Source organism: Herpetosiphon geysericola (assembly GCF_001306135.1).
Classification (GTDB): Bacteria; Chloroflexota; Chloroflexia; order Chloroflexales; family Herpetosiphonaceae; genus Herpetosiphon; species Herpetosiphon geysericola.
The window spans coordinates 81,792-104,529 of record NZ_LGKP01000002.1; the positions used below are offsets into that span (position 1 = coordinate 81,792).

Sequence of the window (22,738 nt, forward strand, 5' to 3'; positions counted from 1 at the left end):
GACGTTGTTTGGAAGGTCGGATTATGCCATCAATGACGATTGAACAAATTGCCGAAATCGCCCAAGTTTCGATTGCGACTGTTTCGCGGGTGCTGAACAATCAGCCACATGTGCGAGCGGAAGTGCGCGAACGGGTGTTGGCTGTGATGCAGGAGCATCATTATACGCCACAGGCAGCGGCCCGTACCTTAGCTGGGCAACGACCCAAAGTTATTGCGGTGTTTATTTCTGAAACCACCGCGACGATCTTTCGCAATTCGACCTTCTCGAATTTACTGCAAGGCATGACCGAAGCCTGTAACGCCAAGGGCTATGTTTTGATGGTTTCGCTCGATAGCGCTAATCGGGCTGATGATCCGGCGACCAAATTGCTGCATGGCCGTAGCGTCGATGGCCGGATCGTAATTCCCAATACGATTAATGATCCCTTGCTGCCGCAGTTGATTGCTGATCGGGTGCCGATGGTTTTGGTTGGCAAACATCCTTTGTTGCACCATATTGTGACTGTCGATATTGACCATTTTGCTGGTAGCTATCAAGCGGTGCGGCATCTGCTGGCGCTTGGTCATGAATCGGTTGGCATGATTATTGGCTCATTGCATGCCCCAGCCAGCCATGATCAAATTGAGGGCTATCAACAAGCCTATCGAGAGGCGGGCTTGCCGATTCACCCAGCCTTGATTGTGACTGGCGCGGAGAGCGAACACGGCGGACAAAGTGCGATTCAGCAACTTTTAGCCTTGCAACCACGGCCAACTGCGTTGTTCGTTAGTAGTGCGGTGATGGCAACAGGCGTATTGCGAACCTTGCATGAAGCTGGGCTGCGCATTCCCGATGATATGACCGTGGTGTGTTTTGATGATGTGCCAACTGCTGCCAGCCTCAACCCCAGCATGACCTCGCTGCACCAGCCAATGTACGATTTAGGCACAACCGCCGCCAATGTGTTGATCGAAATGATCGAAGGCAAAACACCAAGCAGCGAAAACACAATCCTGCCAATTAGCATGATCGTGCGCCACGAAAACGATGAATGTTGCGATGAAGAATGTTAATGGATTGGGTGAGAGACGATTATTAATCAAAAAAGCCCTGCTGCTCGACTGAGCAACAGGGCTAATGTTTTATTCTTCGGTTGGCAAGGGCGCTGGCACATAGCGGCCTTCGACCTTCTCGGCTAACACAAAATACGGGCCGGTGCGCATCCAGCCAAACAACCACAAATCAAGCTCCATCAGCAGCGTAACCAGATACAGCGCCCAGTAAATTGGCGAGCTTTTGGTCAGGTGGCGGCGCATTGCGCGCCGTGCCACAATTTCGCGTTGTGCGCCTGCCGAGGCATTGACGGCCTCGTCGGTTAGCACCGGAGCGCTGGCTGATTTGGCAGCTTTGCGCTTGGCAATCAGCGATTCGCCCAGTTTCATTAGCACATGCTCAACAAACGAGGTGAAAACGCTATTCCAAAATACAACTTTAACTGGCTTGAGGCCTGCTTCAACCAAGGCTGCTTCCACATCATCCCAGGTTTTGAGGTCTTTGATGTGGTCGGATTTACGCCGTGCTTCGCGCTCGAAATCGTAAACGCCTTGCTTGACGAAGAATTTACCCAAGCGCTTGGAAATATTGATGATCGGCTGAATTGGCGACATCTCGCGGGTATTCGAGAAGATTGCCACCCGACCGCCAACCCGCAACACGCGCGCAGTTTCGACCAAATAATCGTGGATCACATCGCGTGGGAAGTGTTCGAGCACATCGACCGAGAGCGATTTATCGAAGGCACCATCGATAAAGGGCAAACGCCGCGAATCAGCTTGAGCCAATTCCATCTCGGCCAGCGCTTGGTCGGCGAAGAGCACCGCAGGATCGCTGCCGACAATCAATCCAACTGCATCGGCGTTCCACAAGCCAAAGCGCCCATTGCCACAGGCATTATCAAACACAATATCGGTCGGTTTGAGTGCCAACATGCGCCGAATTTGGCGATGGCGCACGCCTGCTGCCAACAATGGGGGAGCCATCTCACGATAATCAAGCTCCTCGCCCATGCTTTCTTCTTCGGAAACATATTTGGAAATATAATCAAATTCAGTTTGGCGCGGCATTAAATCAATGTAGCCCTTGTGAATGGGATATTCGTTGCGACAGCCAGCGCACAACACATGCTCAGCATACACCGCCAAATCCCGTGAGTTACAGGTAGGGCATTGCAACAACCGATAAAGTTCACGTCCAACCATTGATAGACCTTTCTATTGGGGTAGCATAGAGTGCCGCGATGCGAGTGCTAAATCCACCTTTAGACGCGGATCAAGCCCCGAAAGCCGCGTACAGCATAATACGAATCGGCACCACTATGATAGATAAAAACATGGTTATAGCGATAATCACCGAAGAGCGCACCGCCAAGATCGCGAATTGCAGGCGGAGTTTGCAGCCAGCTTGAGGTTTTGGTATCGAATGCTCCAAGCTGTTGCAAGGCCCAATAATCTGCTTCGCTCAGCAATGCAATCCCCATTTCCGCTGCCATATCTTGCGCACTGGTTGCTGGTTTATGTTCTTTGCGCGCATTCAGCGCTGCACGATCGTAACAGATACTGCGGCGGCCTTTGGGAGTTTCAATCGAACAATCGAAGAACAGGTATTGATCATTTGCTGGATCGTAGCCAACCACATCTGGCTCGCCGCCAGTGCGCTCCATTTCGTTGAGCGACCACAGTTTGGCTGGCTGGGCCAAGAGTTTTGCTTCAATTTTGGCCCATTCAAGCGTTGGATGGCGCTGCATAAATTGCGCAAAGCGAGCTTGCAAGCTACGCAACAGAGCTTCGGCAGCTTCCGGTGCTAACGCTGCTTGAGTTGGATCAACACGCTTCATTGTGTATCGTACCTCCGCTGAAGTGCTTGGCATTGACGGAGCATAAGCAACTAGGTTTGCGCGCAATGTGCGGCTAGCTAGCGTGCTAGTATAGCAGAATTTCCTCAATTGCTAGCGATCTGGCTGCACATAAGCTGATTGTGCTATCATGCTCGCGGAGCGTTTGTTCTCAACTTGTGAGTTTAAGCTATGCCTATTTTAATTCAATTAACCACCGCCGACCATGGCGGACGCGTTTCAACCGGCAAATGTGGCACCGCCGAATGTGGCGTGAGTTGCAATTGTGGTTGCCCATATACTGCGATGGAAACTCGCGGCCATACCGAAGCCATCGAAATTATCGAAGCTCGCTATCCTAATCAATGGCTGGGCTTGGTGATTCCGCCAGAGGAAGATGAATTTGCACCTGAGCGCGCCATGCTGGTGGCCTATTCCCACGACGATAACGAAGTGTGGGATGCGATGAGCCGTGTAACCCACAACCAAGTGGTGCATGTCTATTTTAATGGCCAATATAGCTCCGAGTATGCAGATTGGGCGGCGAGCGAGCCTGCAACCTATGGCGCTCGGCTGAGCCAATCATCACCATTCGGCGGCGATATGATTAGCTTGATGCCTTTATGACGATTCAACAAGCGCAACGCCAACTGGCTGTGCAAATCCTTGGCATGCTCGATTATCAGGCTGCTTGGGAATTACAACGCCATTTAGTGAGCCAACGTAGCGCCGACAGCATTCCCGATACCTTGGTGTTGTTGGAGCACCCATCAACCTATACGATTGGACGCTCTGGCGGCCACGAACACTTGTTGGTCAGCCCCGAAAGCTTGCAACAACGCGGCGCAGCCTTAATCGAGGTTGATCGCGGCGGCGATATTACCTATCATGGGCCAGGCCAGTTGGTGGGCTACCCAATTTTGCAAATTCGCGATCATGGCCGCGATTTACATCAATATCTGCGCATGCTCGAAGCAGTGATTATCGAACTGCTGGCTGAATATGGCCTGAGTGCGCGCCGCTTCCCTGGCTATACCGGGGTTTGGGTTGGCGATCGCAAAATTGCTGCGATTGGCGTGCGCTCGAACACCCGTGGCGTTACCTCGCATGGCTTTGCCCTGAATGTTACGACCAATTTGGATGATTTTGCAGCGATTGTGCCGTGTGGCATTCACGATTATGGCGTAACCTCTTTGGCCGAGCTGTTGCCTGTTGCGCCAGCCTTGAGCGACGTCCAACAACGAGTTATTCGGATTTTTGCCCGCATTTTTGATTTAAACCTGCTAGAGCCTGCTTAGTCGAGGACTATCGAAACTATGCCAACTATTCTTTCTGTTTGGGCGCACCCCGATGATGAAGCTTTTGGCCCGGTTGGGGTGCTGGCCCAGGCCCGTGCTGCTGGTTATCGGGTTGTGATTATCACCGCAACCCATGGCGAACGTGGCGATATTAGCCCTGAAGTGGAAATTGATCCTGCTCAATTGGGTTCGGTGCGCCTAGAGGAGCTGTATCAAGCATGTCAAGCAATTGGCGTCGATCGCAGCATCGTCTGGGATTATCCCGATGGTGGCTTGGCGCTGGCAAATGCCACCGAATTGCGCGATAAAATTGTCGAAGTGCTGAATGCAGAGCAGCCAGAAATTGTCTTGACCTTTGGCCCCGATGGAATTTATGGCCACCCAGACCATATTGCGATTAGCATGGCTACAACCCAAGCCTTTGCTCAATATATGGCCTTGAATCCCAGTAGCGAACAGCCGCGCTTATATTATCAAAGTGTCGCGCCAGGTAGCGATCGGGTAATTAATTCTGCGAGTAGTGGCGATTTCCCCGACCCGCTGCCAGCAACCACGATTATTGATGTTAGTGAATTTGCTGAAACCAAGCGCGCAGCCTTAGATGCCCATGCTACTCAGCGCCACGATTGGCAACAATTTCTCGATAACCATGATTGGTTTAATACTGCCTATCTCCATCGCGTTTATCCTTCGTTCGGCTTGAACGATCAGCCAGAAACGAAACTTTTTGCATGAACACCAAGCTTGAAACCAAAGCCCAAGCAACGGCTGGTCGCAGTATTGCGCTAGCCGCTTTGTTATTAATGGTTGGCAATTTTGCCAGCCGCATCCTTGGCCTTGTCCGCGATAAAGTTATCAATCACAATTTTGGGGTTGGCGCAGAAACCAGCCTCTATTCGTTGCTCAGCGCCGTGCCCACCCAGCTCTACGATTTTTTGGTTGGTGGCTTGGTCAGCGCGGCGCTCGTTCCAGTGCTTAGCGATTACATCGATCAGCAGGATGATGGCGATTTATGGCAAATTATCAACACGATTTTGACCATACTCAGCCTTGTTTTGGGCTTTTTGGGTGGGCTAGTTTGGCTTTTTGCAGCGCCAATTAATCAGGTGTTGGCTTCTAAAATTGTTGCTAGCCCAACCATGCTCAGCCTTGGCGTGTCGATGTTGCATTCGATGGTCATCGCCGTGGTTTTTATGTGCTTGTCGGGCGTGCTGACTGGTTTATTGCAAGCCCAACGGCGGTTTTCATTACCAGCCTTTACCTCGACCGTGTTTAATCTGGCCTTGATTGTGCTAATTTGGTTTTGGCCGCAGGATGCGCGGGTGTTGGGTTGGGCGATGGTGGCTGGGGCGTTGGCGCAAGTTGGCTTGCAATTGCCAGCCTTGCGCGCTGCCCGCTTGCGCCCGATGCTGCGTTTGAACCACCCAGGCGTGCGTCGAATTGGTTTACTCTATGCGCCAGTTGCGTTAGGCATTAGCTTCTCGTTTGTTGGCACGCTGATCGATCGTCAGCTGGCAGGCAGCATTGATGACCTATCTGCCTCGTATATGCGCAATGCCACAACCTTTATTCAATTTGCCTTGGGCTTAGTTTCCGCGGCCATCTCGATTGCGATTTTGCCAACCCTCGCGCGGCTCAACAGCGATGGCGATGAAGTAGGCTTTCGGCGTATCTTAGGCATTGGGCTAAAAGTGGTATTGCTGCTGATTGTGCCAATGTTGGTGATTTTTGGCTTGCTGGGCGAGTCTGTACTGCGAATTTTATTTGAAGGTGGCAAGTTTAGCCCAGAAAATACTCGGGTTACAGCGCTGGTGTTGCTGGCATATTTGCCAAGCATGTTGGCGGCGGCGATCGATCAGCCATTAATTTTCGCTTTTTATGCTCGCAAGAACACCTTGTTGCCCAATTTGGTGCAAGCTCCGGCGATTGCCAGCTACTTTTTGGTGGCTGGTTTGAGCTATCGTCATTGGGGCATGTATGGCCTGATTGCAGGCAATGTAGCTCAATTGACTGTTCACGCCTTAGTGATGGCGGTCGTGGCCCATCGGCGCTTACGGGTTTTTGATGGCCAAGCCATGCTGCTTGCAGGCGCCAAAATTGCTCTGGCGGCCTTGGTCATGGCCGCAGCATGTTGGGGGTTATTACAATTGTTGCCAACCACGCCCAGCAAATTGAATGCGCTGCTGGTGCTGATGGTGGCGGGCGGCGGCAGTGGCTTAATCTATTTGGGCTTATTGTGGTGGCTCAAACTCGATGCGCTGCTATTTTTTAGCCAAGCATTGCAACGCAAATTCAAGCGTAACGCTGCTTAACCGAAATACGGCGGAGTTTGTGCTCCGCCGTGTTTGATCAATCAGGGCAGTTATTTACGCCGAAAGGTATATTCGATGCCTTGTTGCAGCGTGCTATAGGTCACAACGCTGCGCAAATCGAGGCCAACGCTGACGATGGTTTGGGCAATTTCAGGCCGCAAGCCAGTCAGCACCATACGCGCACCAAGCAGCTGAATTGCTTGCGAGGTTTGCACCAACAACGAAGCCACATAGGTATCCAAGACTGGCACGCCAGTAATATCGAGAATCACGAAATCGGCGCGATATTTGCCAACTCCCGATAAGACCGCCTCGGTCATGCGTTGTGCTCGTTGCTGATCGAGTGCGCCAATCAATGGAGCGACCAACACTTGATCATTAAGCGGAATCAACGGCGTTGAAAGCTCATCAAGCAAGTTTTGTTGCAGGCCGATAATCTCGGTTTGTAGCCGCTCGCGTTCGCGAATATCGTGTTGATGGGTGCGAATTTCTTGGCGCAACTTAAGCTCGGTCATCAACAATTCAGCAAATTCATGCAAAATATCGAGTTCTTCAGCTGTCCACACCCGTGGCTTGCTATCGATCACACAGAACGCGCCAAGCACATGGCCATCGCTGCGAATCGGCATACCAGCATAGCTAATCACGCCCAAATCGGGGATGGCAAGGTTATCGTGAACTAAAGGATGTTCGCGGGCATCGGTGACAACTAACTCACTGCCATTGCTGACGACATGTTGACAAAATGAATGGCTCAAGGGTGTTTCGCGGCGTTCTGCCCAAGGCTCGCCCAAGCCAACATGACTTTTGAAATATTGGCGATGATGTTCAACTAAGGATAGTAATGAAACTGGTGCTTGCAGCACCTTGCTTGCTAAACGGGTCAATCGATCAAAGGCTGGGTCGAAAGAAACATCAAGGAGCCCTAGCTCTTGTAGTGTCTCGGTTCGGTCAGCATTGTCAAGCTGCGATCCTGATGCTGAAGACATATGCCAGACTCTCCACATAATAGCGTTACTCAAAACAGTAACAGAGTTATTAAGATTGCACAATTGCCACGATAGGGTAACCATGAGGGGTAAGTGAAGGATGAAGGATGAAGGATGAAGGATGAAGGATGAAGGATGAAGGATGAAGGATGAAGGATGAAGGATGAAGGATGAAGGATGAAGGATGAAGGATGAAGGATGAAGGATGAAGGATGAAGGATGAAGGATGAAGGATGAAGGATGAAGATAGTTTCGCCACGATTGAGACTTGAACCACGAAACGAATACCCCTCGCCCGCGTCCAGTGGGAGAGGGGCTGGGGTGAGGGAATCAGGCTATAGGCTATGGGGAACCCATTCTAACTAATCTGTGCAATCTGTGGCTAAAAACTTAATCTTCGCGATCTTCGTGGCCCTTCGTGGTTTCTATACCTGCTCTGATCCCTTACCTCTGATCCCTGACCCCTACTTTAACGTGGTATACTATAACGCAGTGCGTCATTTGGATTCAGGAGTAGCGCCATGCAACGGACGATCGGCTTGTGCCTTGGCGGTGGCGGCGGCAAAGGCAGCGCTCATATTGGCGTGCTGCACGAGCTAGAACGAGTTGGTATTCAACCAAATATGGTGGCCGGAACCAGCATTGGCGCGATTATTGGCGCGGTTGTGGCGGCTGGCTACAACGCTACCACTATCGAGCAGGCCTTTCGCTCAACTCCATTGCGCCGCATTCTCAGCCTTGATCCCGCTAGCTGGGGCTTGATTGGCTCGGAAAAATTGGCTGGCGTGCTCAGCGAATTATTGGGCGACCAGCTGATCGAGGATTTGCCAATTCCCTATGCTGCGGTCGCTGTTGATTTAGTAACCGGCCATGAGATTGTGCTGCAACGTGGCTCGTTGGTTGAGGCAGCACTTGCAAGTGCCGCCGTGCCTGGCGTGTTTCCGCCGCGTCGCATTGATCGCTATATTTTGGCCGATGGTGGTATTCGCAATAATTTGCCAATTGACATAACTCGTCAGCTTGGGGCTGAACGGGTAATTGCCGTTAATTTAATTGGCGAATTTGATCAATTTGAGGTGAGCAGTGCTGCCCAAAGTAGCCTTTTTTCGTGGCGGCGTTGGGTTCCACTCACCCAATTGGCCTTGGCTGAACGCGCGATTGGGATTATGGTGCATCAAATTACCTTGCAACGCTTGCGTGAAACTCCGCCCGATCTGCTATTTAGCCCCGATGTGAATCGCATGAGCATGGCCGATTTGCTTCACCTTGATGATGGAATTCAGGCAGGAATTGCTTGTGTGGCTGATTATTATGAAGAATTGCAGCAATTGGCGCTGTGGCAACGCGGCGAATTAGCCTAGGCCGAAATCGAGTACACTCTAAACCGTCATTAAGCCGACCACGTTGGTCGGAAGGAGAATTTATGCGGTTTATTGGCTATTTTTTAATGATCGGTAGTTTGGTTGCTTGTGGTGGCGCGACAGCTACAAACGTGCCTCCAACCGAACAGGTGGCCCAAGCTGCCACTGCCACGGCAACTGCCGAGCCTGTTTTGCTCGTACCATCGGCCACCCCAACCGTGCCAGCGACGGTTGCTCCACGTCCACAAGTTACCCCAACCACCGACGAGTTGGCAAATATTCCAGGCGATAGCACATCCTTTATCGTGATTGATGAGCTGAAAACCTATACTAATCCAACCAAGGCCTTTTCAATTGATGTCCCAAGCGATTGGCAAATGCGCGATAGCGTTGATGCAGGCAATAATTTGCTGTTTTGGGTCGACCCCTTAGAACAAGCATTTATTCAATTGCTGCTAGTTGATGATAGCCAAAACTTGATTACCAATGATGAAGAGTTTTTAAACGATTTTATTAGCCAAATCGTGGGTGAGTCTGCGGAGTTTAATCTTGATCAGCCAGTCAAGCAAGCAGATGGCACAACCTATATTTCCTATAGTTTTATTGATAGCCAAAGCTTGCTAGCGATGAGCGGCGATGGTTATGTGCGCCGTGATGGCAATTATCTCAGTATGATTCAGATTTTGGTGCCGCTTGAGCAATTTGAGAGCTTGCAGCCCGACCTACAACGCATTGTCCAAAGCTACAAAATCGATCCCAATATTCCATTGCAATAAAAAAAGCGCAGGGATGGCTCAACCATCCCTGCGCTTGCACTGAATTTAGAAATCGCAGCCAGTGCGAGTAATTGGCAAATAGGCTTTGTAATCGCCACCTTGCAGTTGTTCTGGAGCATACACCTGTTGGCGTGGTGCTTCTGGGGCAGGGTTTTTGACCCATGCAGTCCGCTGCAAGTCTTGGCGGCTCATTGGCCAAGGCATCAATTCTGGCAAATTACGGCCTGGGGTTTCCCAAACATAAATATTGCCAGCTCGGCTATGGGCCAAAATCTCAACATAACAATTATTGTCAATATCGGCGATGGTTGGCGCAGCTTGAATACCTTTTTGCGAGCCAGCAGTATTATCATTCGATGGGCCTTCATTGGGCAACGATAACGGAAAACCGCTGTGTAAGGTTCCAGTCCGCGCATCGAGCGCGTACAGCCCCACAATTCCCGCATAAACGCGATCAAATGAATAGGTGCCGAACACAATGTCGATTTTGCGATCGCCAGTGACATCGGCAATCGTCACTTCGCTGCCAAAGACTTTGCGGGTTGGTGCGCCAGCTACTGGCTCTTGGGCATAGAAGAACGACCACATTTGGACGCCATTTTCGCGATAGGCGCGAATCGTGCCATCATCAAAGGTCACAACAAACTCTTTGATGCCATCGCCATCCAAATCGGCGACAACAATTGGGTTATTTGGGGTGAAGTTGACATCCAAAGGAGCGCCTGCCCGTTTGGCATCAGTCCAGCCTGCGCGCCGCGTACCATTTGGCTCGGTCACAATCACCGCGCTGGCAATTTGGGGATCGTAGTTATTATCTGGTAAGCCGTCGGGAGTGCGCACTTTGCCTGCTGCAATAATCTCGTAGCTACCATCGCCATCTAAGTCGGCGACTGCTGGCCCAGAGCGGGTAAACTCCAGATAATCGTGGACGTTCCAGGTGGTTTGGTTGACATGGGTATAGGTGCGAATTGGCCAGCCTGGATATTGGTTGCCATCGCTGTTGTAGCGATAGAAATAGATTTCATCGCGGCCAACCAAAATTTCCGAATAGCCATTGTTATCGATGTCGGCCAAAGCTGGGTGGCCCCAAATGCCCGAACCTTTGTCGGCGCTGCGCGGATAGCCATTGAGGATGGTTCCGTTTGCAGACCAAGCATAGACATTTGGCGCAAAATTGGTGTTGCTGCCAGCTTCGTTGGTTGTGGTTGCAACCACTTCAAGTTTGCCATCGCCGATAATATCGGCAACCGCCACATGCACAACTTCGGGGAAATTGCCATTGGTGATATAGGCCCAATCCATCTCTTTGGGCCAGCCACTTAGGATTGCCCCATTGCGTTGATAGACAATTACTTTGCCGCGTTGGCCGACCGAAGTGCCTTTGCCGCGCGTGCCAACCACGATTTCCAGCAAGCCATCTTGGTTGATATCAGCGACCACCAACGAGCCGTTGACCCGAGGGGTGTTGGAACATGCGCCGCCAGTCATCCATGGGAAGCCAGGCAGCACTTGGCCATAAATGTTATGGCCCCAAATACAGCCAGTTGCATCGGCGGAGAGAATTTCCGGCGAGCCATCTTTGAACAAATCGACCACGGTTGGTGATGAAAAGTAGGAGCCATTGGGTTTGGTTGCTGGGAAGCCAGCGCGCATCGTGTAGGCATTGGTTGCAGCTGGGCTTGCGACAACTGGGGCTTCAGGGGCGTTCGTTTCGAGCGGCTTTGCCGAAACTGTGCTCAGGCTAAAAATAACGAGCAGAACAAACATCATCCTTCGAATGAACATACCAGACACTCCTCCGTGACTGCAAACATGGCAGTTAAATGGAAATAATGGGTAGATCGTGCTATGCTAAGCCCTAATTGACTATAGGCCAACAGTCCTATTCGCCTTTAAAATTTTATTAACAAGTATGTATTTTTTAAGCATTTAGGAATAGCCAATGAGTGATTCGATTTTGGCTCAGGCTGCGCCGCCTGCTGATCAGCGAATTTGGTATGCTGCCGATCCATTGCAATTTGGCGATTTGCGCTTGCCAGCTGGCAATGGGCCATTTCCTGTGGTCATCGTTGTCCATGGTGGTTTTTGGCGCGCTCGCTATGACCTTGAGCATATTGGCCACGTTTGTGCCGCCCTGACTGCACTTGGCTATGCGACGTGGAATATTGAATATCGGCGGGTTGGCAATGGCGGTGGGTGGCCCACTACCTTTTTCGATGTTGCCCAAGCTGCCGATTTTGTGCCCCAGTTGGCCCAAACCTATCCGATTGATGCGCAACGGGTGCTAAGTTTGGGCCATTCTGCTGGCGGCCATTTGGCTTTATGGCTTGCTGCACGCTCGAAACTTGCCCCAACCAGCCCACTTTGGCAAGCCCAACCGTTGCGCTTACAAGGCGTGGTTAGTTTGGCGGGAGTTGCCGATTTGGCCTTGGCTGATCAACGGCGTTTGAGCCAGCAAGCGGTGCAAGAATTATTGGGTGGCTCGCCAGCAGAGTATCCAGAACGCTACCATGATGCTTCGCCAGCTGCCTTATTGCCCTTGGGCGTGCCCCAAATTGTGCTGCATGGCACAGATGACGGGCCAGTCCCGTTTGCTATTAGCCAAAGCTATGTTGAGCAAGCAGTAGCTGCTGGCGATGAGGCGCGCTTGGTAGCGCTGCCAAACGCTCATCATTTTGAGTTAATCGATCCGTCAAGTCGCGAGTGGCCTGCGGTTGTGGCTGCGGTTCAGGATTTATTGGCAACGCCGTAGGCTTCGCGGGTTTCTTGGCGCAGCAACAACCACAGCCCAGCAATCGGCAAGAGTAATGGGGTAAAGCCATAGCCAATCCCAAAATCGCTCCAAACCGTATCCTTGGGAAACCAATCGCGCTCGATTAAGGTCAAAATTCCAACCGTAATTACGCCCAAGAACTCAATCGCACAGACCGCCATAGTTACGCGCCATGCTTGCGGTGTGCGCCGCCCAAAGCCTAAGAAAGCGATCCCATAAATTAACGCGGCGATGGTGGTTAAGCCATAGGCCAGTGGCGCTTGATTGAATTTGGTGGCAACTTGAAACAAGGCCCGCGCGCCAGCAGAAATTGCCAACACACAATAGGCAAAGCGTAAAACCCGGCTACTACCTGCTAAAACTTCCGATTCAGTGGTTTGATCAGTACGCGCCATTGCGCCACTATCCTTTCAACAACAAAAAACGCCGAGCAACAACGTTGACCTCAGCGTCTAAGTTTTGTATAGGATACCATAAACTTTGGCTGCTTCGAGCAAAAAAAGGGTTTATTGGCCGCTTGCTTGGGCAGTTTTTTGGGCCAAAACCTGCTTGAGCACGCTTAAATGCTGACTCGCTTCTTTGATTAATGCAGAACGCATCAGCGGAGCAAATGGGCGTAAAAACCACTTGAAATCAAGCGCCGTGCTAATGATTAAGCGCGTGCCTGCTGGCTCAACCACAAACTGATAATCCATATCCGATTGCATTAACGGCGAGCTAATAGTGAATTTGATCTGTTTTGGCGGCTCGTAATGATAAACTTTCAACTGCATTTTCATCGGAATCCCCGCCACTTTGGCGTGTTCCTCATAGATTGCGCCAACGCCCGCGCCGCTGATGTGTTGAGTATGGGTGACTGGCAGCCACCACTCGCGGTTATTTTCAAACCGACAAACATAGTCAAAGGTCGTCGCTTGATCGCTGCTCAGCAATTCGTTGGCGCTAATGCGTAATGGCTTTGGCATGGTGCGTTCTTCTCCACTATTACCCGCCTAATTCCGACATTCCTCGAACTGTTGGTTTAACCCCTTCGGGCAAGCCATGGCCCCAAGGTTTAATCCAAACCGCATGCCTGATCAAGGCTGCTAGCTCTTCGTCGCTGCCGTTGCCCCGTAAGGCTGCTCGCAAATCAAGCTCATTATCGCGCAGCAAACACAGGTGCAATTTGCCGTCGGCAGTCAGCCGCATGCGATTGCAGGTAGCACAAAACGGGTCGCTAATTGAGCTAATAAAGCCAATTTTGCCTTGCGCTCCAGGAATTTGATAGGTGCGCGCTGGGTCAGCTCCATACCAACCAAGGAAATCGAGGCCCAAGTTGGCTTCAATCTGACCAATTAATTCGTTGCTCGGCACCACGCCGTTATCAGCTACATCAGCCACGCCAACCAACGGCATAACCTCGATAAAACGCATTTGCCATGGTTTATCGATCGTCAGTCGAGCCAAATCGAGCACTTCATGATCGTTCATGCCACGTACAATCACACAATTGAGTTTGAGTGGAGTTAGCCCAGCTTGTTCTGCGGCTTCGATGCCAGCCCAAACCCGCGCCAAATCGCCGCCACGCGTAATTTTGCGGAAGTTTTCGGGGTTGAGCGAATCGATGCTGATATTGACTCGTTTGAGGCCTGCATCGGCCAATTGCTGGGCAATCGGCGCTAACAATAAGGCGTTGGTGGTCATCGAAACTTCGTTAATGCCTGGAGTATTGGCAATTGCCTCGACCAACCCGACCAAATCGCGGCGCAAGGTTGGCTCGCCGCCAGTCAAGCGAATCTTTTCAAAGCCAGTTTGGGCCATAATGCGCACCAAGCGAATCAACTCGTCATTGGTCAGCAATTCTGGTTTGGGCGCAAATTGCATGCCCCATTCGGGCATACAGTAGAAACAGCGAAAATTACAGCGGTCGGTGAGTGAAATCCGCAGGTAATTAATCCGCCGCCCATGGGCATCGTGGGCAGGGCCAGTTGCGTGGATTTGGCTGGTTTGAGGGCTTTCCAGTAGTTCAATCGGCATCATCGGCTTGCTCTTTCAGACAACAATGACGCATAGCAGCAGCCATGCGTCATTGAAGCGTTACCAGTGGCAAGGCGCTAGGCCGCCACCATGGTTTCAATACTGATGCGGCCTGCGAGCGTGCGCGCAACTTCGCGGAACGCATCTGCATAGGCATCTTTGGCGCTTTGGGTAACCGCTGGTTGGCCAGTGTCGCCACCTTCGCGAATTGACATACCCAATGGAATTTCACCTAAGAATGGTACACCCAATTTCGTGCTGGCAGTTTGGGCGCCGCCATGGCCAAAGATGTCGTAGCGCTTGCCAGTGTCGGGAGCGATAAAGTAGCTCATGTTCTCGACAATCCCCAAGATGGGTACATTCAACTTGCGGAACATCTCAACGCCTTTAATCGCATCAGCAAGGGCTACATCTTGTGGCGTGGTTACCACAACCGAGCCTGAAAGCGGAATCGCTTGGGCCAAAGTTAATTGAATATCGCCAGTGCCCGGGGGCAAATCGACGACCAAATAATCCAGCTGGCCCCAATCGACCTCGAACAAAAATTGACGCAACATCGATGAAATCATCGGCCCACGCCAAACCAAAGGTTGGCTATCATCAACAAAATAGCCTACCGAAATGATTTTAATGCCATGCGCTTCGAGCGGGGCAATTTTTTGATTTTCGGTAATGCCTGGTTTGCCGCGTGCGCCAGTCATCAACGGGGCGCTTGGCCCATAAATATCAGCATCGAGCAAGCCAACCCGCGCGCCTTCTTGGGCCAACGCGACCGCAAGATTAACTGCAACTGTTGATTTGCCTACGCCGCCCTTGCCTGAAGCTACCGCCAAAATATGGCTCACGCCAGGCACGCGGGCTTTATCAGGAATCCCATTGTATGACCGCACGGTAGCGGTAAAATCGACCTCGATTTCGCTTACACCAGGCACTTGGGCCAAGGCTGCGCGTACATCGTTGGCCAACTGGTCCTTGAACGGACAGGCTGGCGTGGTCAGATCGACGAGGACGACGACGCGTCCGCCATCGATGGTCAGCTCTTTGATCATTTTGCGAGCAACTAAGTTGCCGCCGAGTTCTGGCTCTTGCACCGTTGCAAGGGCAGCCAAGACTGCCTCTTGTGTTGGCGCATCCGCCCGTTTCCCAAACAAGCCCATGGTGCTATGCGCTCCTATAACAATGATGCGAGTGTCGCGCACCATTGAGCAATCTTGTTATGCTATTTAGAACGATTATAGCACGACTAGCTATGACTTAAGTCGCTGTAGCAAAGGATGAGGGATGAATTATGAGGGATGAAGGTCAAAAATCAGAAATCAGAAGTCAAAAGAGAAGAATGAAGAATGAAGGATGAAAGCAAAAATCAGAAGTCAAAAGGCAAAAATCAAAACCGAGGGATCAGGATTGAGGGGTCAGGGTTATTGGCTATTGGCTATCGGCTTTTGGGAACATAATCAAGCTAATCTGTGGAATCTGTGGCCAACGGAAAGGATGAAGGATGAGGGATGAAGTTAAGAACAGAGAACAGAGAATATAATCCAAACAATCTGTGCCAATCTGTGGCGAAAAAATAAGGCTTGCGTTCTTTGCGCGCTTTGTAGTTACAAACCTTCGTGCCCTTCGTGGATCATTAGCGCAGAGCCAGGGTGCGGAATTCAGGGGCGAGGGGCCAGAGTTCGTGTTTTAAGCCTGATCCCTGACCCCTGATTCCTGATCACTTATTTATTCTTACGCACGCCAGTGAAGCCTAAAGCGCCTGGCCCAATGTGGGTTCCCACAACTGCGCCAATTTCGGCCAGCACAATTCGTTCGGCGGGGAAAATTTCGTTGAGGCTTTGGGCAAACTCTTGGGCTTCTTCCTCGTTGCGTGAATAGAGCACTGCTAACTCTTCGAAGGGAGCCATATTGCGGGCTTCTTCGATCAAGCGAGCCACAGCTTTTTTCTTGCTGCGTACTTGCTCGAACGGCTTAACTTCGCCATCGCGCACGTCGATAATTGGCTTGACGTTGAGCAAGGTGCCGAGCAAGGCGCGGGTTTTGCCAATTCGGCCCCCTTTTTCGAGGTAGCGCAAGGTATCCAAGGCGGCCAGCAAGCGCGTGCGCTCAACGATGCTATGCACCAAGGCTTCAATTTCATCAGCCGATTTGCCTTCTTTGGCGGCGCGGGCTGCCAAAAGCGCTGCCCAGCCTTGCGACATGGTGGTGCTTTGGACATCGATTACCCGAATATCGAAATCGGGCAATAATTCGGCAGCTTGTTGAGCTGAGCGAATCGTACCGCTCAACTTGCCAGCAATATGAATCGAGATAATTGGCTCATCGTTGCCAATTGCGCGATACAGTTGCTCGAAGGCCCCAACTGAAGGCTGCGACGTCGTTGGCAAATTGTTGCTAGCTACTAAGCGCGCATAAAATTGATCGTGGGTAATTTCGACGCCATCGGAGAACGATTCTGCATCGAAATTAACCGTTAATGGAATCACATGAATGTCGTGTTCTGCTGCCAACCCTGGCGGAATATCAGCAGTACTATCGGTTACAATAATCGCCACTTGGCCTCCTTCTGGCATTATTTTCGCCAAATCGTAGCGAGCGGCCTTTGGCTATACTGCCAGCACACTGCTCGCTAAGGGAATAGCTACCCCACGCAGCCGTATAATAGCCGAAAATGGCGCTGCGTGGGGTGTTGCTTTGGTGTATGGATTGCTTGGTTGCTGCGCAGGTGCTTTGCGGCGTTTTACTCGATCCCTTCGTACACCACCACGCCCATTGCATTTGGCCCAAGGTGGGCTCCCAGCGCTGGCCCATATTCAACAATCATGACCTGATCGCGAGGATAGATCGGGTCGATCTTCTCAAGCAATTTCTCCACATCATCGGGCGTGGTGCTGTGCATAATCGCCACCTGCTCGACTTTGGGAAAATCCTCAATAAAGGTAAACAGGCCTTCAATCGCTTTGGCTCGGGTGCGAGTGCGATCGTAGGGCACAATTTCACCATCATCAAGAATCAGCAAAGGTTTGATTCGTTGCATCGAGCCAAGCATTGCCGAGGCTTGCGATAAACGCCCGCTACGTTCAAGATAATCAATTGAATCAACAAAAAACACCACATGGGTCAATTGAATAGTTTGCATCACTGTCCGATGCACTTCATCAATTGAGGCGCCATCAAGTGCTGCTTTGGCCGCAGCGATCGCTACCATGCCCAAGCCCAACGAGGTCGAGGTGCTATCAATTACCTCAACCCGCGTCAGCGAGGCTGGCAATTTATCGCGGGCAATCGTTGCCGATTTAACCACGCCGCCAAAGCGATTCGACAAGTGAATTGAAAAGACCCCGTCATATTCACGGGAAAATTGACGATAATACTGTTCAAACACTCCTGGTGCTGGTGCAGTCGTATAAGGATACGGCCCACCCTCGGCCATCCGCCGATAAAACTGCTCGTTGCTAATGTCGATTCCAGCTCGCAACGTCTGATCTCCAAAATGCACATAGATTGGCACAACCGTGATGTTCAGCTCTTGTGCCAAGGCTGGTGGAATATCAGCAGTGCTATCGGTAATAATCTTTACTCGCGCCATAACCCAACATATCTCCATCGCGCCGTCAGAAACGGGGCTGTGTATCACTCCGCAGAGAGAATGTAATCATAAAATGGTTGTCCGCCGTTTTGCACCTCAACATCAAGCGCCGGGTAGGTTGCGTTGATCTTGTGGGCTAGTGTTTCAGCCTGTTCCGCCGAACATTGTTCGCCATAATAGATGGTAACGATCTCATGCTCGTCCAAATCCATCCTGGCTAAGATGCGATCAATCACGTCGTCGGGCTGATCGCCAGATTCAACCAGTGCGCCATTGAGCAAGCCAATTGTCTGGCCATCGCGCACTTCAACTTCATTTACAGTAGCGTCGCGCACAGCAGTGGTAATTTCCGCCGTGGTAATCGCTTTAATTGCGCGGCTCATGGCCTGCACATTTTCCTCAGCGCCAACCGCATAATTAAAGGCAAACATTGCCGCCATGCCTTGAGGCACGGTTTTGGTTGGAATCACATGCACAACTTTATTGGTTAATTGTTGGGCTTGTTGCGCCGCCAAAATCACATTGCTATTATTTGGCAAAACCACAACTGCTGGCTGGGGCAATTTCTCGATTGCCGTTACCAAATCTTGAATCGATGGATTCATGGTTTGGCCGCCAGTCACTACTTCGCCAACATTCAACGATTCAAACAGCTCACGGAAGCCTTGGCCTGGCGCAACCGCGACCACCCCAACATCGCTCACTGGCTCATCGGGCTTGACCCGCGCTGGTTGGCTGGTTTGTTGGGCTTTGGCCTCATGCAAATCGCTGCGCTGTTTATCCATATTAGTAATTTCAATTGCCCCAAGGCTGCCCCATTGCACCGCATAATTCAGCGCATCGCCAGGCCGCAAGGTGTGCAAATGCACCTTGACCAAGCGTTCATCGCCGACCGCCACCACCGAAGTGCCCATTTCAGCAATTGTGCGCCGCACATCGTCGTAAGGGATGTTTTCGCCTTGGATCATAAAGTTGGTGCAATAGCCAAAATCATCATCGCTATGAATATCATCAAACGCCATCGCCACTTGATCGATTGGGGCAACTCGTTGCTCAAGCTTCTCACCACGGGCAAATGCCTGCGCACCTTCGAAGAGCACATACAAGCCTTCGCCGCCAGCATCGACCACGCCAGCATCGCGTAACATTTTCATCAGGTTGGGCGTATTATCGACCGAAACCCGCGCACCTTTAACAATTAAATCAAGCACTTCGTGCCAGTTCATTTCTGGCTTAAAGCCTGCCCGCGCTGCCTCGCTAGTTTCGCGAATAACCGTGAGCATCGTGCCTTCGACTGGCTTGATCACTGCTTTATAGGCAGTGGTTGAGGCTTGTTCTAAGGCAGCAACCAAAATTTCGGGCGTACAAACCTGATGGCCGGCCATGCCCTGCGAAAGCCCGCGCAAAATTTGCGAAAGAATCACCCCAGAGTTGCCGCGAGCGCCCATCAAAGCCCCGCGATACACTCGTTCGGCCACCACAGCGACCGAGGCATCATCCTGCACATCTTTGAGCGCTGCTGTCAGCGTAAGGTTCATGTTGGTTCCTGTATCGCCATCGGGCACAGGAAACACATTGAGCGCGTTGACAGTTGCCACATTCTGGCTAAACCACGCTGCGGCTGCGCGAAAAACTGCCAACAGCCGGGTGCCATCAATTTGATTCTTCGGTGCGCTGTCCACGCAGACCTCCCATTACGCCAAAACGTCGCCAGCGGCTGGGCTGGCCTTCGGTTGCATCTTTTGTTGGTTCTTTGTCTGCTTGCTCAATCCGCAGGCCCTGAACATGGACATTGACCGTAATATTGGCCTCGCCAAGTGCATGCACAACCGCGTACTGAACAGTTTCCATAATATTGCGGGCAACAGTGGCAATCCGTGTGCCATACTCGATGATCACAAACAGATCGATATTAATTGCCTCGCTACTGACTTGTACGTCAATACCTTTATATTGATCTTCCGGTCGCAACACATGGGCGACACTATCGCGTAAGTTGCGCGGGGCCATGCCCACAACGCCGTAGCATCGCACTACCGCTCCTGCTACCACAGTAGCAATGGCGCGAGAATGGACCTCGATGCGTCCAGCGTCGTTTTGGCGCACATTCGCGAGACTTGTTTTCTCGTTCACTCGAACAGTCCTCGCAACTAGATGGTTCGATGGTCGGCGCTCATGAGCGTCGGTTTTTTGATGAGAATAGCGCGGAACTAACCGCGCTACTGCTGTATGATACTCGATTATGCAAGAGCTAGCATAGGCCATAATGGGCCTCAATTTGCGGCCAAACTGGCCCTTGATTACCAGGTATTTAGCTGTGGCACTTGCCTACGGTTAAAAGTTGCATCAGAGCGCGTCCTATGGTATAGTCAGCGGGTACAGCCACCAAGGGTGGCTCTTTTTAAGTCTCAACTACGGAGGTCCGCCCATGGCAGTCTGCCAAATGACGGGGAAAAAGCGCTCCTTCGGCCACAATGTGAGCCACGCTAAAAACCGTACCAATCGCTCATGGAAACCAAATATCCAATGGGCTATGGTTGAAGTTAATGGTCAAATGAAGCGAATGAAAGTTAGCACCCGCTATATTCGCACCATGTACAAAGATCGCTAATGCTTGTATCACCGCAGAGGTGCGTTGCGGCAAGGAACCTCGGTTTTGACCGCAACGCATTATAGCGGATAGCTATACCCTTTGCAATAGTTTTTAACTATTATTTGACCTCAGTTCAAGCTACTTTTTAACACCTAACAATTCAATAAATCCCCCAATGCATACAATAGTCCCATTGTACACTAGCACTTTACTCCTAACCTATGAAGAAACTTTGAACATCTATAAACTACCCCTTTTGGCTTATTGATCTTGACGAATCTCTTGCTATACTATACTTGTTATACTGTAACTGTAAGAATTACAGTTCGTGGCGTGGTTTTTGCTTCAGACATCATCCAGGATGTGTAAGCAGCCCGTCACAATCCAGCAAACATCCAAGCTAACCAGACGTAACGTAGTACATTGTATAAAGAATCCTGCGGGTTCAATAGATAGCTTTCGTGCGCCGCCAGCTAGCGAAAGCCATAGTGGGCGTAGCCCAGCGAGCGTGGACGATGACAAAGTATGAAACGATGAATGTAGCAAAAAACCAACCGGAGCTTGAAGATGCCCCTGAGGGCTGGGAGCTTGAGCCGGGTTTTAATGATGAAGACGCAGAATTAGCCATAGTAAACCTACGCCGCAAGAAAACGCTCTATTCCGAGGCTGTCGAAGATTCAGTCCAGATGTATTTGCGTGAAATCGGCGAGGTCGAGTTGCTTACCGCCGAGGAAGAAATTACCCTCGCCAAACAAATTGAAACTGGGCGCAAGGCGGAGCTCCAGTTGCAAACCGAGCAATACGCAACCTGGGATGAGCGCAAAGCCCTCGAACGCCGCGTCGATTATGGTAACGAAGGCCGGCGCAAGCTAACTCAAGCCAATTTGCGCTTGGTGGTCAGCGTCGCCAAAAAATATATCGGCAATCATATGTCGTTCATGGATCTCATCCAAGAAGGCAATATTGGCTTGATGCGTGCCGTCGAAAAATTCGACTATCGCAAAGGCAACCGTTTTTCAACCTATGCTACTTGGTGGATTCGCCAAGCAGTAACCCGGGCAATTGCCGAGCAAAGCCGTACGATTCGCTTGCCAGTTCACTTGAGCGAATCAATCGCGCAAATGCGCCGCGTTGCCTACCAGCTTGAACAAGCTCTACAACGCGAGGCCACTCCCGATGAGTTGGCCGATGCCTTAGGTGTAAGTTTGCGCAAGGTCAAGCGCATGCTGAATGCCTCGGTGCAGCCAGTGTCGCTTGAGCAACCAATTGGCAAAGAAGGCCAAGGGCGGGTTGGCGAGTTTCTGGCCGACGATACCGATGAAGCGCCACTTGAGCAAGCAACCCGCATGATGTTGCACGATGAGTTGGCCGATGCGCTTTCGCAATTGCCCGACCGCGAACGCCAAATCTTGCAGTTGCGCTATGGCTTGGCCGATGGCAAACGCCGCACTCTCGAAGAAGTCGGGGCCGAATTCGGGATTACCCGCGAACGTACCCGCCAAATCGAGGCCGAAGCTATGCGCCACTTGCGCCAACCCAATGTTGGTCAACACCTCCGAGCATACCTTGACTAAGCATTAGGTTTTTACTATGGCTTATGAACCCTCGCTACCGCCTTGGTGGCGGGGGTTTGTTGTTGATCCACGAAGCGACACGAAGTTACACGAAGGACGGAAACCGCGAAGATCGCGAAGCATTATTTTTAGCCACGAATTGCACCGATTGATTTGATTATCGTTCCCATAGCCCAACGCCCATAGCCATATGTTCTCTGCGCCGCTGCGTTAACAGCGTGATCCACGACGGCTTGTTTTTTTGCCACAAAGTGCCACAGATTGTTGGGATTATGTTCTATGCTCTATGTTTTATGTTCTATGCTCTATGTTCTATTTAGCCACGAATTCCACGAATGCTCACTATTCATCCTTCATCCTTTCCAACTCTGCGCCTCTGCGTTCAATCCAAATCCTTTTTTAGTTACAAATAATGTCCCGATAGCCAAAAGCCCATAGCCATTAATCCCTGACCCCTAATCCCCATAGGTGGTAACTTAAGCTCTGACAGGCTTAGGGATAGGCATACAAAGAACCTCGTGGTATGCTGGAAGCAATCACCCAACCAGCAGCACGAGGTTCCCCATGCATTCTACCACACCACCCGCC

Annotated in this window: 22 protein-coding genes; 10 read left to right on the plus strand and 12 right to left on the minus strand. The window is 51.1% G+C overall.

What is annotated here, in order from left to right:
- Positions 1-23 precede the first annotated feature (23 nt).
- Positions 24-1,055 (plus strand): LacI family DNA-binding transcriptional regulator, encoded by a 1,032-nt coding sequence (locus tag SE18_RS00305; protein WP_054532417.1) that lies wholly within the window; start codon positions 24-26, stop codon positions 1,053-1,055.
- Between the two features lie 69 nt (positions 1,056-1,124).
- Here the strand turns inward: SE18_RS00305 and SE18_RS00310 are convergent, their stop codons facing one another.
- Together SE18_RS00310 and SE18_RS00315 are read right to left on the minus strand one after the other, a co-directional pair.
- Positions 1,125-2,240, minus strand: a complete 1,116-nt coding sequence (locus tag SE18_RS00310; protein ID WP_054532418.1) for a class I SAM-dependent methyltransferase — start codon at positions 2,238-2,240, stop codon at positions 1,125-1,127.
- Positions 2,241-2,299: 59 nt separating this feature from the next.
- On the minus strand, positions 2,300-2,875 hold the full coding sequence (locus SE18_RS00315) for a DUF4256 domain-containing protein (RefSeq protein WP_054532419.1): 576 nt from the start codon (positions 2,873-2,875) through the stop codon (positions 2,300-2,302).
- Positions 2,876-3,064: 189 nt separating this feature from the next.
- Here SE18_RS00315 and SE18_RS00320 point away from each other — a divergent pair, with 189 nt between their 5' ends.
- From SE18_RS00320 to murJ, 4 genes are read left to right on the plus strand one after another with little or no spacing between them, the layout of a single operon-like run.
- Positions 3,065-3,499, plus strand: a complete 435-nt coding sequence (locus SE18_RS00320; RefSeq protein ID WP_054532420.1) for a hypothetical protein — start codon at positions 3,065-3,067, stop codon at positions 3,497-3,499.
- Entirely contained in the window at positions 3,496-4,170 is a 675-nt protein-coding gene (gene lipB, locus SE18_RS00325; protein ID WP_054532421.1) for a lipoyl(octanoyl) transferase LipB, read from the plus strand. The genes SE18_RS00320 and lipB overlap by 4 nt, the downstream gene beginning before the upstream one ends.
- Positions 4,171-4,188: 18 nt before the next feature.
- Positions 4,189-4,905: a PIG-L deacetylase family protein gene (locus tag SE18_RS00330; protein ID WP_054532422.1), complete on the plus strand. Its 717-nt coding sequence runs from the start codon at positions 4,189-4,191 to the stop codon at positions 4,903-4,905.
- Positions 4,902-6,482, plus strand: coding sequence for a murein biosynthesis integral membrane protein MurJ (gene murJ, locus SE18_RS00335; protein WP_054532423.1), 1,581 nt, complete (start codon positions 4,902-4,904; stop codon positions 6,480-6,482). The genes SE18_RS00330 and murJ overlap by 4 nt, the downstream gene beginning before the upstream one ends.
- 50 nt (positions 6,483-6,532) lie before the next feature.
- Here the strand turns inward: murJ and SE18_RS27770 are convergent, their stop codons facing one another.
- Positions 6,533-7,471: a GAF domain-containing protein gene (locus SE18_RS27770; protein ID WP_054532424.1), complete on the minus strand. Its 939-nt coding sequence runs from the start codon at positions 7,469-7,471 to the stop codon at positions 6,533-6,535.
- Between the two features lie 521 nt (positions 7,472-7,992).
- Between SE18_RS27770 and SE18_RS00345 the strand changes: the two genes are divergently transcribed.
- Together SE18_RS00345 and SE18_RS00350 are read left to right on the plus strand one after the other, a co-directional pair.
- Positions 7,993-8,832, plus strand: coding sequence for a patatin-like phospholipase family protein (locus SE18_RS00345; RefSeq protein WP_054532425.1), 840 nt, complete (start codon positions 7,993-7,995; stop codon positions 8,830-8,832).
- A gap of 62 nt (positions 8,833-8,894) precedes the next feature.
- A complete protein-coding gene (locus SE18_RS00350; RefSeq protein ID WP_054532426.1) occupies positions 8,895-9,608 on the plus strand; it encodes a hypothetical protein in 714 nt (237 codons plus the stop codon).
- A 45-nt stretch (positions 9,609-9,653) separates the two neighbouring features.
- Here the strand turns inward: SE18_RS00350 and SE18_RS00355 are convergent, their stop codons facing one another.
- Positions 9,654-11,393 carry an FG-GAP repeat domain-containing protein gene (locus SE18_RS00355; RefSeq protein WP_083469622.1) on the minus strand — a complete coding sequence of 580 codons (1,740 nt, stop codon included), beginning with the start codon at positions 11,391-11,393 and terminating at the stop codon, positions 9,654-9,656.
- Positions 11,394-11,550: 157 nt separating this feature from the next.
- Here SE18_RS00355 and SE18_RS00360 point away from each other — a divergent pair, with 157 nt between their 5' ends.
- Positions 11,551-12,360 carry an alpha/beta hydrolase family protein gene (locus SE18_RS00360; protein WP_054532428.1) on the plus strand — a complete coding sequence of 270 codons (810 nt, stop codon included), beginning with the start codon at positions 11,551-11,553 and terminating at the stop codon, positions 12,358-12,360.
- Here the strand turns inward: SE18_RS00360 and SE18_RS00365 are convergent.
- The 8 genes from SE18_RS00365 to SE18_RS26615 form a co-directional block, all read right to left on the minus strand.
- On the minus strand, positions 12,336-12,776 hold the full coding sequence (locus tag SE18_RS00365; RefSeq protein WP_054532429.1) for a hypothetical protein: 441 nt from the start codon (positions 12,774-12,776) through the stop codon (positions 12,336-12,338). The two genes, SE18_RS00360 and SE18_RS00365, sit on opposite strands and share 25 nt — an antisense overlap.
- A gap of 111 nt (positions 12,777-12,887) precedes the next feature.
- Positions 12,888-13,346, minus strand: coding sequence for an SRPBCC family protein (locus SE18_RS00370; RefSeq protein ID WP_054532430.1), 459 nt, complete (start codon positions 13,344-13,346; stop codon positions 12,888-12,890).
- Between the two features lie 19 nt (positions 13,347-13,365).
- Positions 13,366-14,400 carry a GTP 3',8-cyclase MoaA gene (moaA, locus tag SE18_RS00375; RefSeq protein WP_054532431.1) on the minus strand — a complete coding sequence of 345 codons (1,035 nt, stop codon included), beginning with the start codon at positions 14,398-14,400 and terminating at the stop codon, positions 13,366-13,368.
- A 74-nt stretch (positions 14,401-14,474) separates the two neighbouring features.
- Positions 14,475-15,554, minus strand: coding sequence for an iron-sulfur cluster carrier protein ApbC (gene apbC / locus SE18_RS00380; RefSeq protein ID WP_054532432.1), 1,080 nt, complete (start codon positions 15,552-15,554; stop codon positions 14,475-14,477).
- Between the two features lie 561 nt (positions 15,555-16,115).
- Positions 16,116-16,949 (minus strand): DegV family protein, encoded by an 834-nt coding sequence (locus SE18_RS00385; protein ID WP_054532433.1) that lies wholly within the window; start codon positions 16,947-16,949, stop codon positions 16,116-16,118.
- A 185-nt stretch (positions 16,950-17,134) separates the two neighbouring features.
- Entirely contained in the window at positions 17,135-17,983 is an 849-nt protein-coding gene (locus SE18_RS00390; RefSeq protein ID WP_054532434.1) for a DegV family protein, read from the minus strand.
- Positions 17,984-18,027: 44 nt separating this feature from the next.
- On the minus strand, positions 18,028-19,665 hold the full coding sequence (locus tag SE18_RS00395) for a DAK2 domain-containing protein (RefSeq protein ID WP_054532435.1): 1,638 nt from the start codon (positions 19,663-19,665) through the stop codon (positions 18,028-18,030).
- Positions 19,637-20,116 carry an Asp23/Gls24 family envelope stress response protein gene (locus SE18_RS26615; RefSeq protein ID WP_160319451.1) on the minus strand — a complete coding sequence of 160 codons (480 nt, stop codon included), beginning with the start codon at positions 20,114-20,116 and terminating at the stop codon, positions 19,637-19,639. Before SE18_RS26615 ends, SE18_RS00395 begins: the two co-directional genes overlap by 29 nt.
- Before the next feature lie 295 nt (positions 20,117-20,411).
- Between SE18_RS26615 and rpmB the strand changes: the two genes are divergently transcribed.
- Positions 20,412-20,594 (plus strand): 50S ribosomal protein L28, encoded by a 183-nt coding sequence (gene rpmB, locus SE18_RS28100; protein ID WP_041303856.1) that lies wholly within the window; start codon positions 20,412-20,414, stop codon positions 20,592-20,594.
- Positions 20,595-21,091: 497 nt separating this feature from the next.
- Entirely contained in the window at positions 21,092-22,150 is a 1,059-nt protein-coding gene (locus SE18_RS00410; protein ID WP_054532437.1) for a sigma-70 family RNA polymerase sigma factor, read from the plus strand.
- The last annotated feature ends 588 nt before the right edge of the window (positions 22,151-22,738 follow it).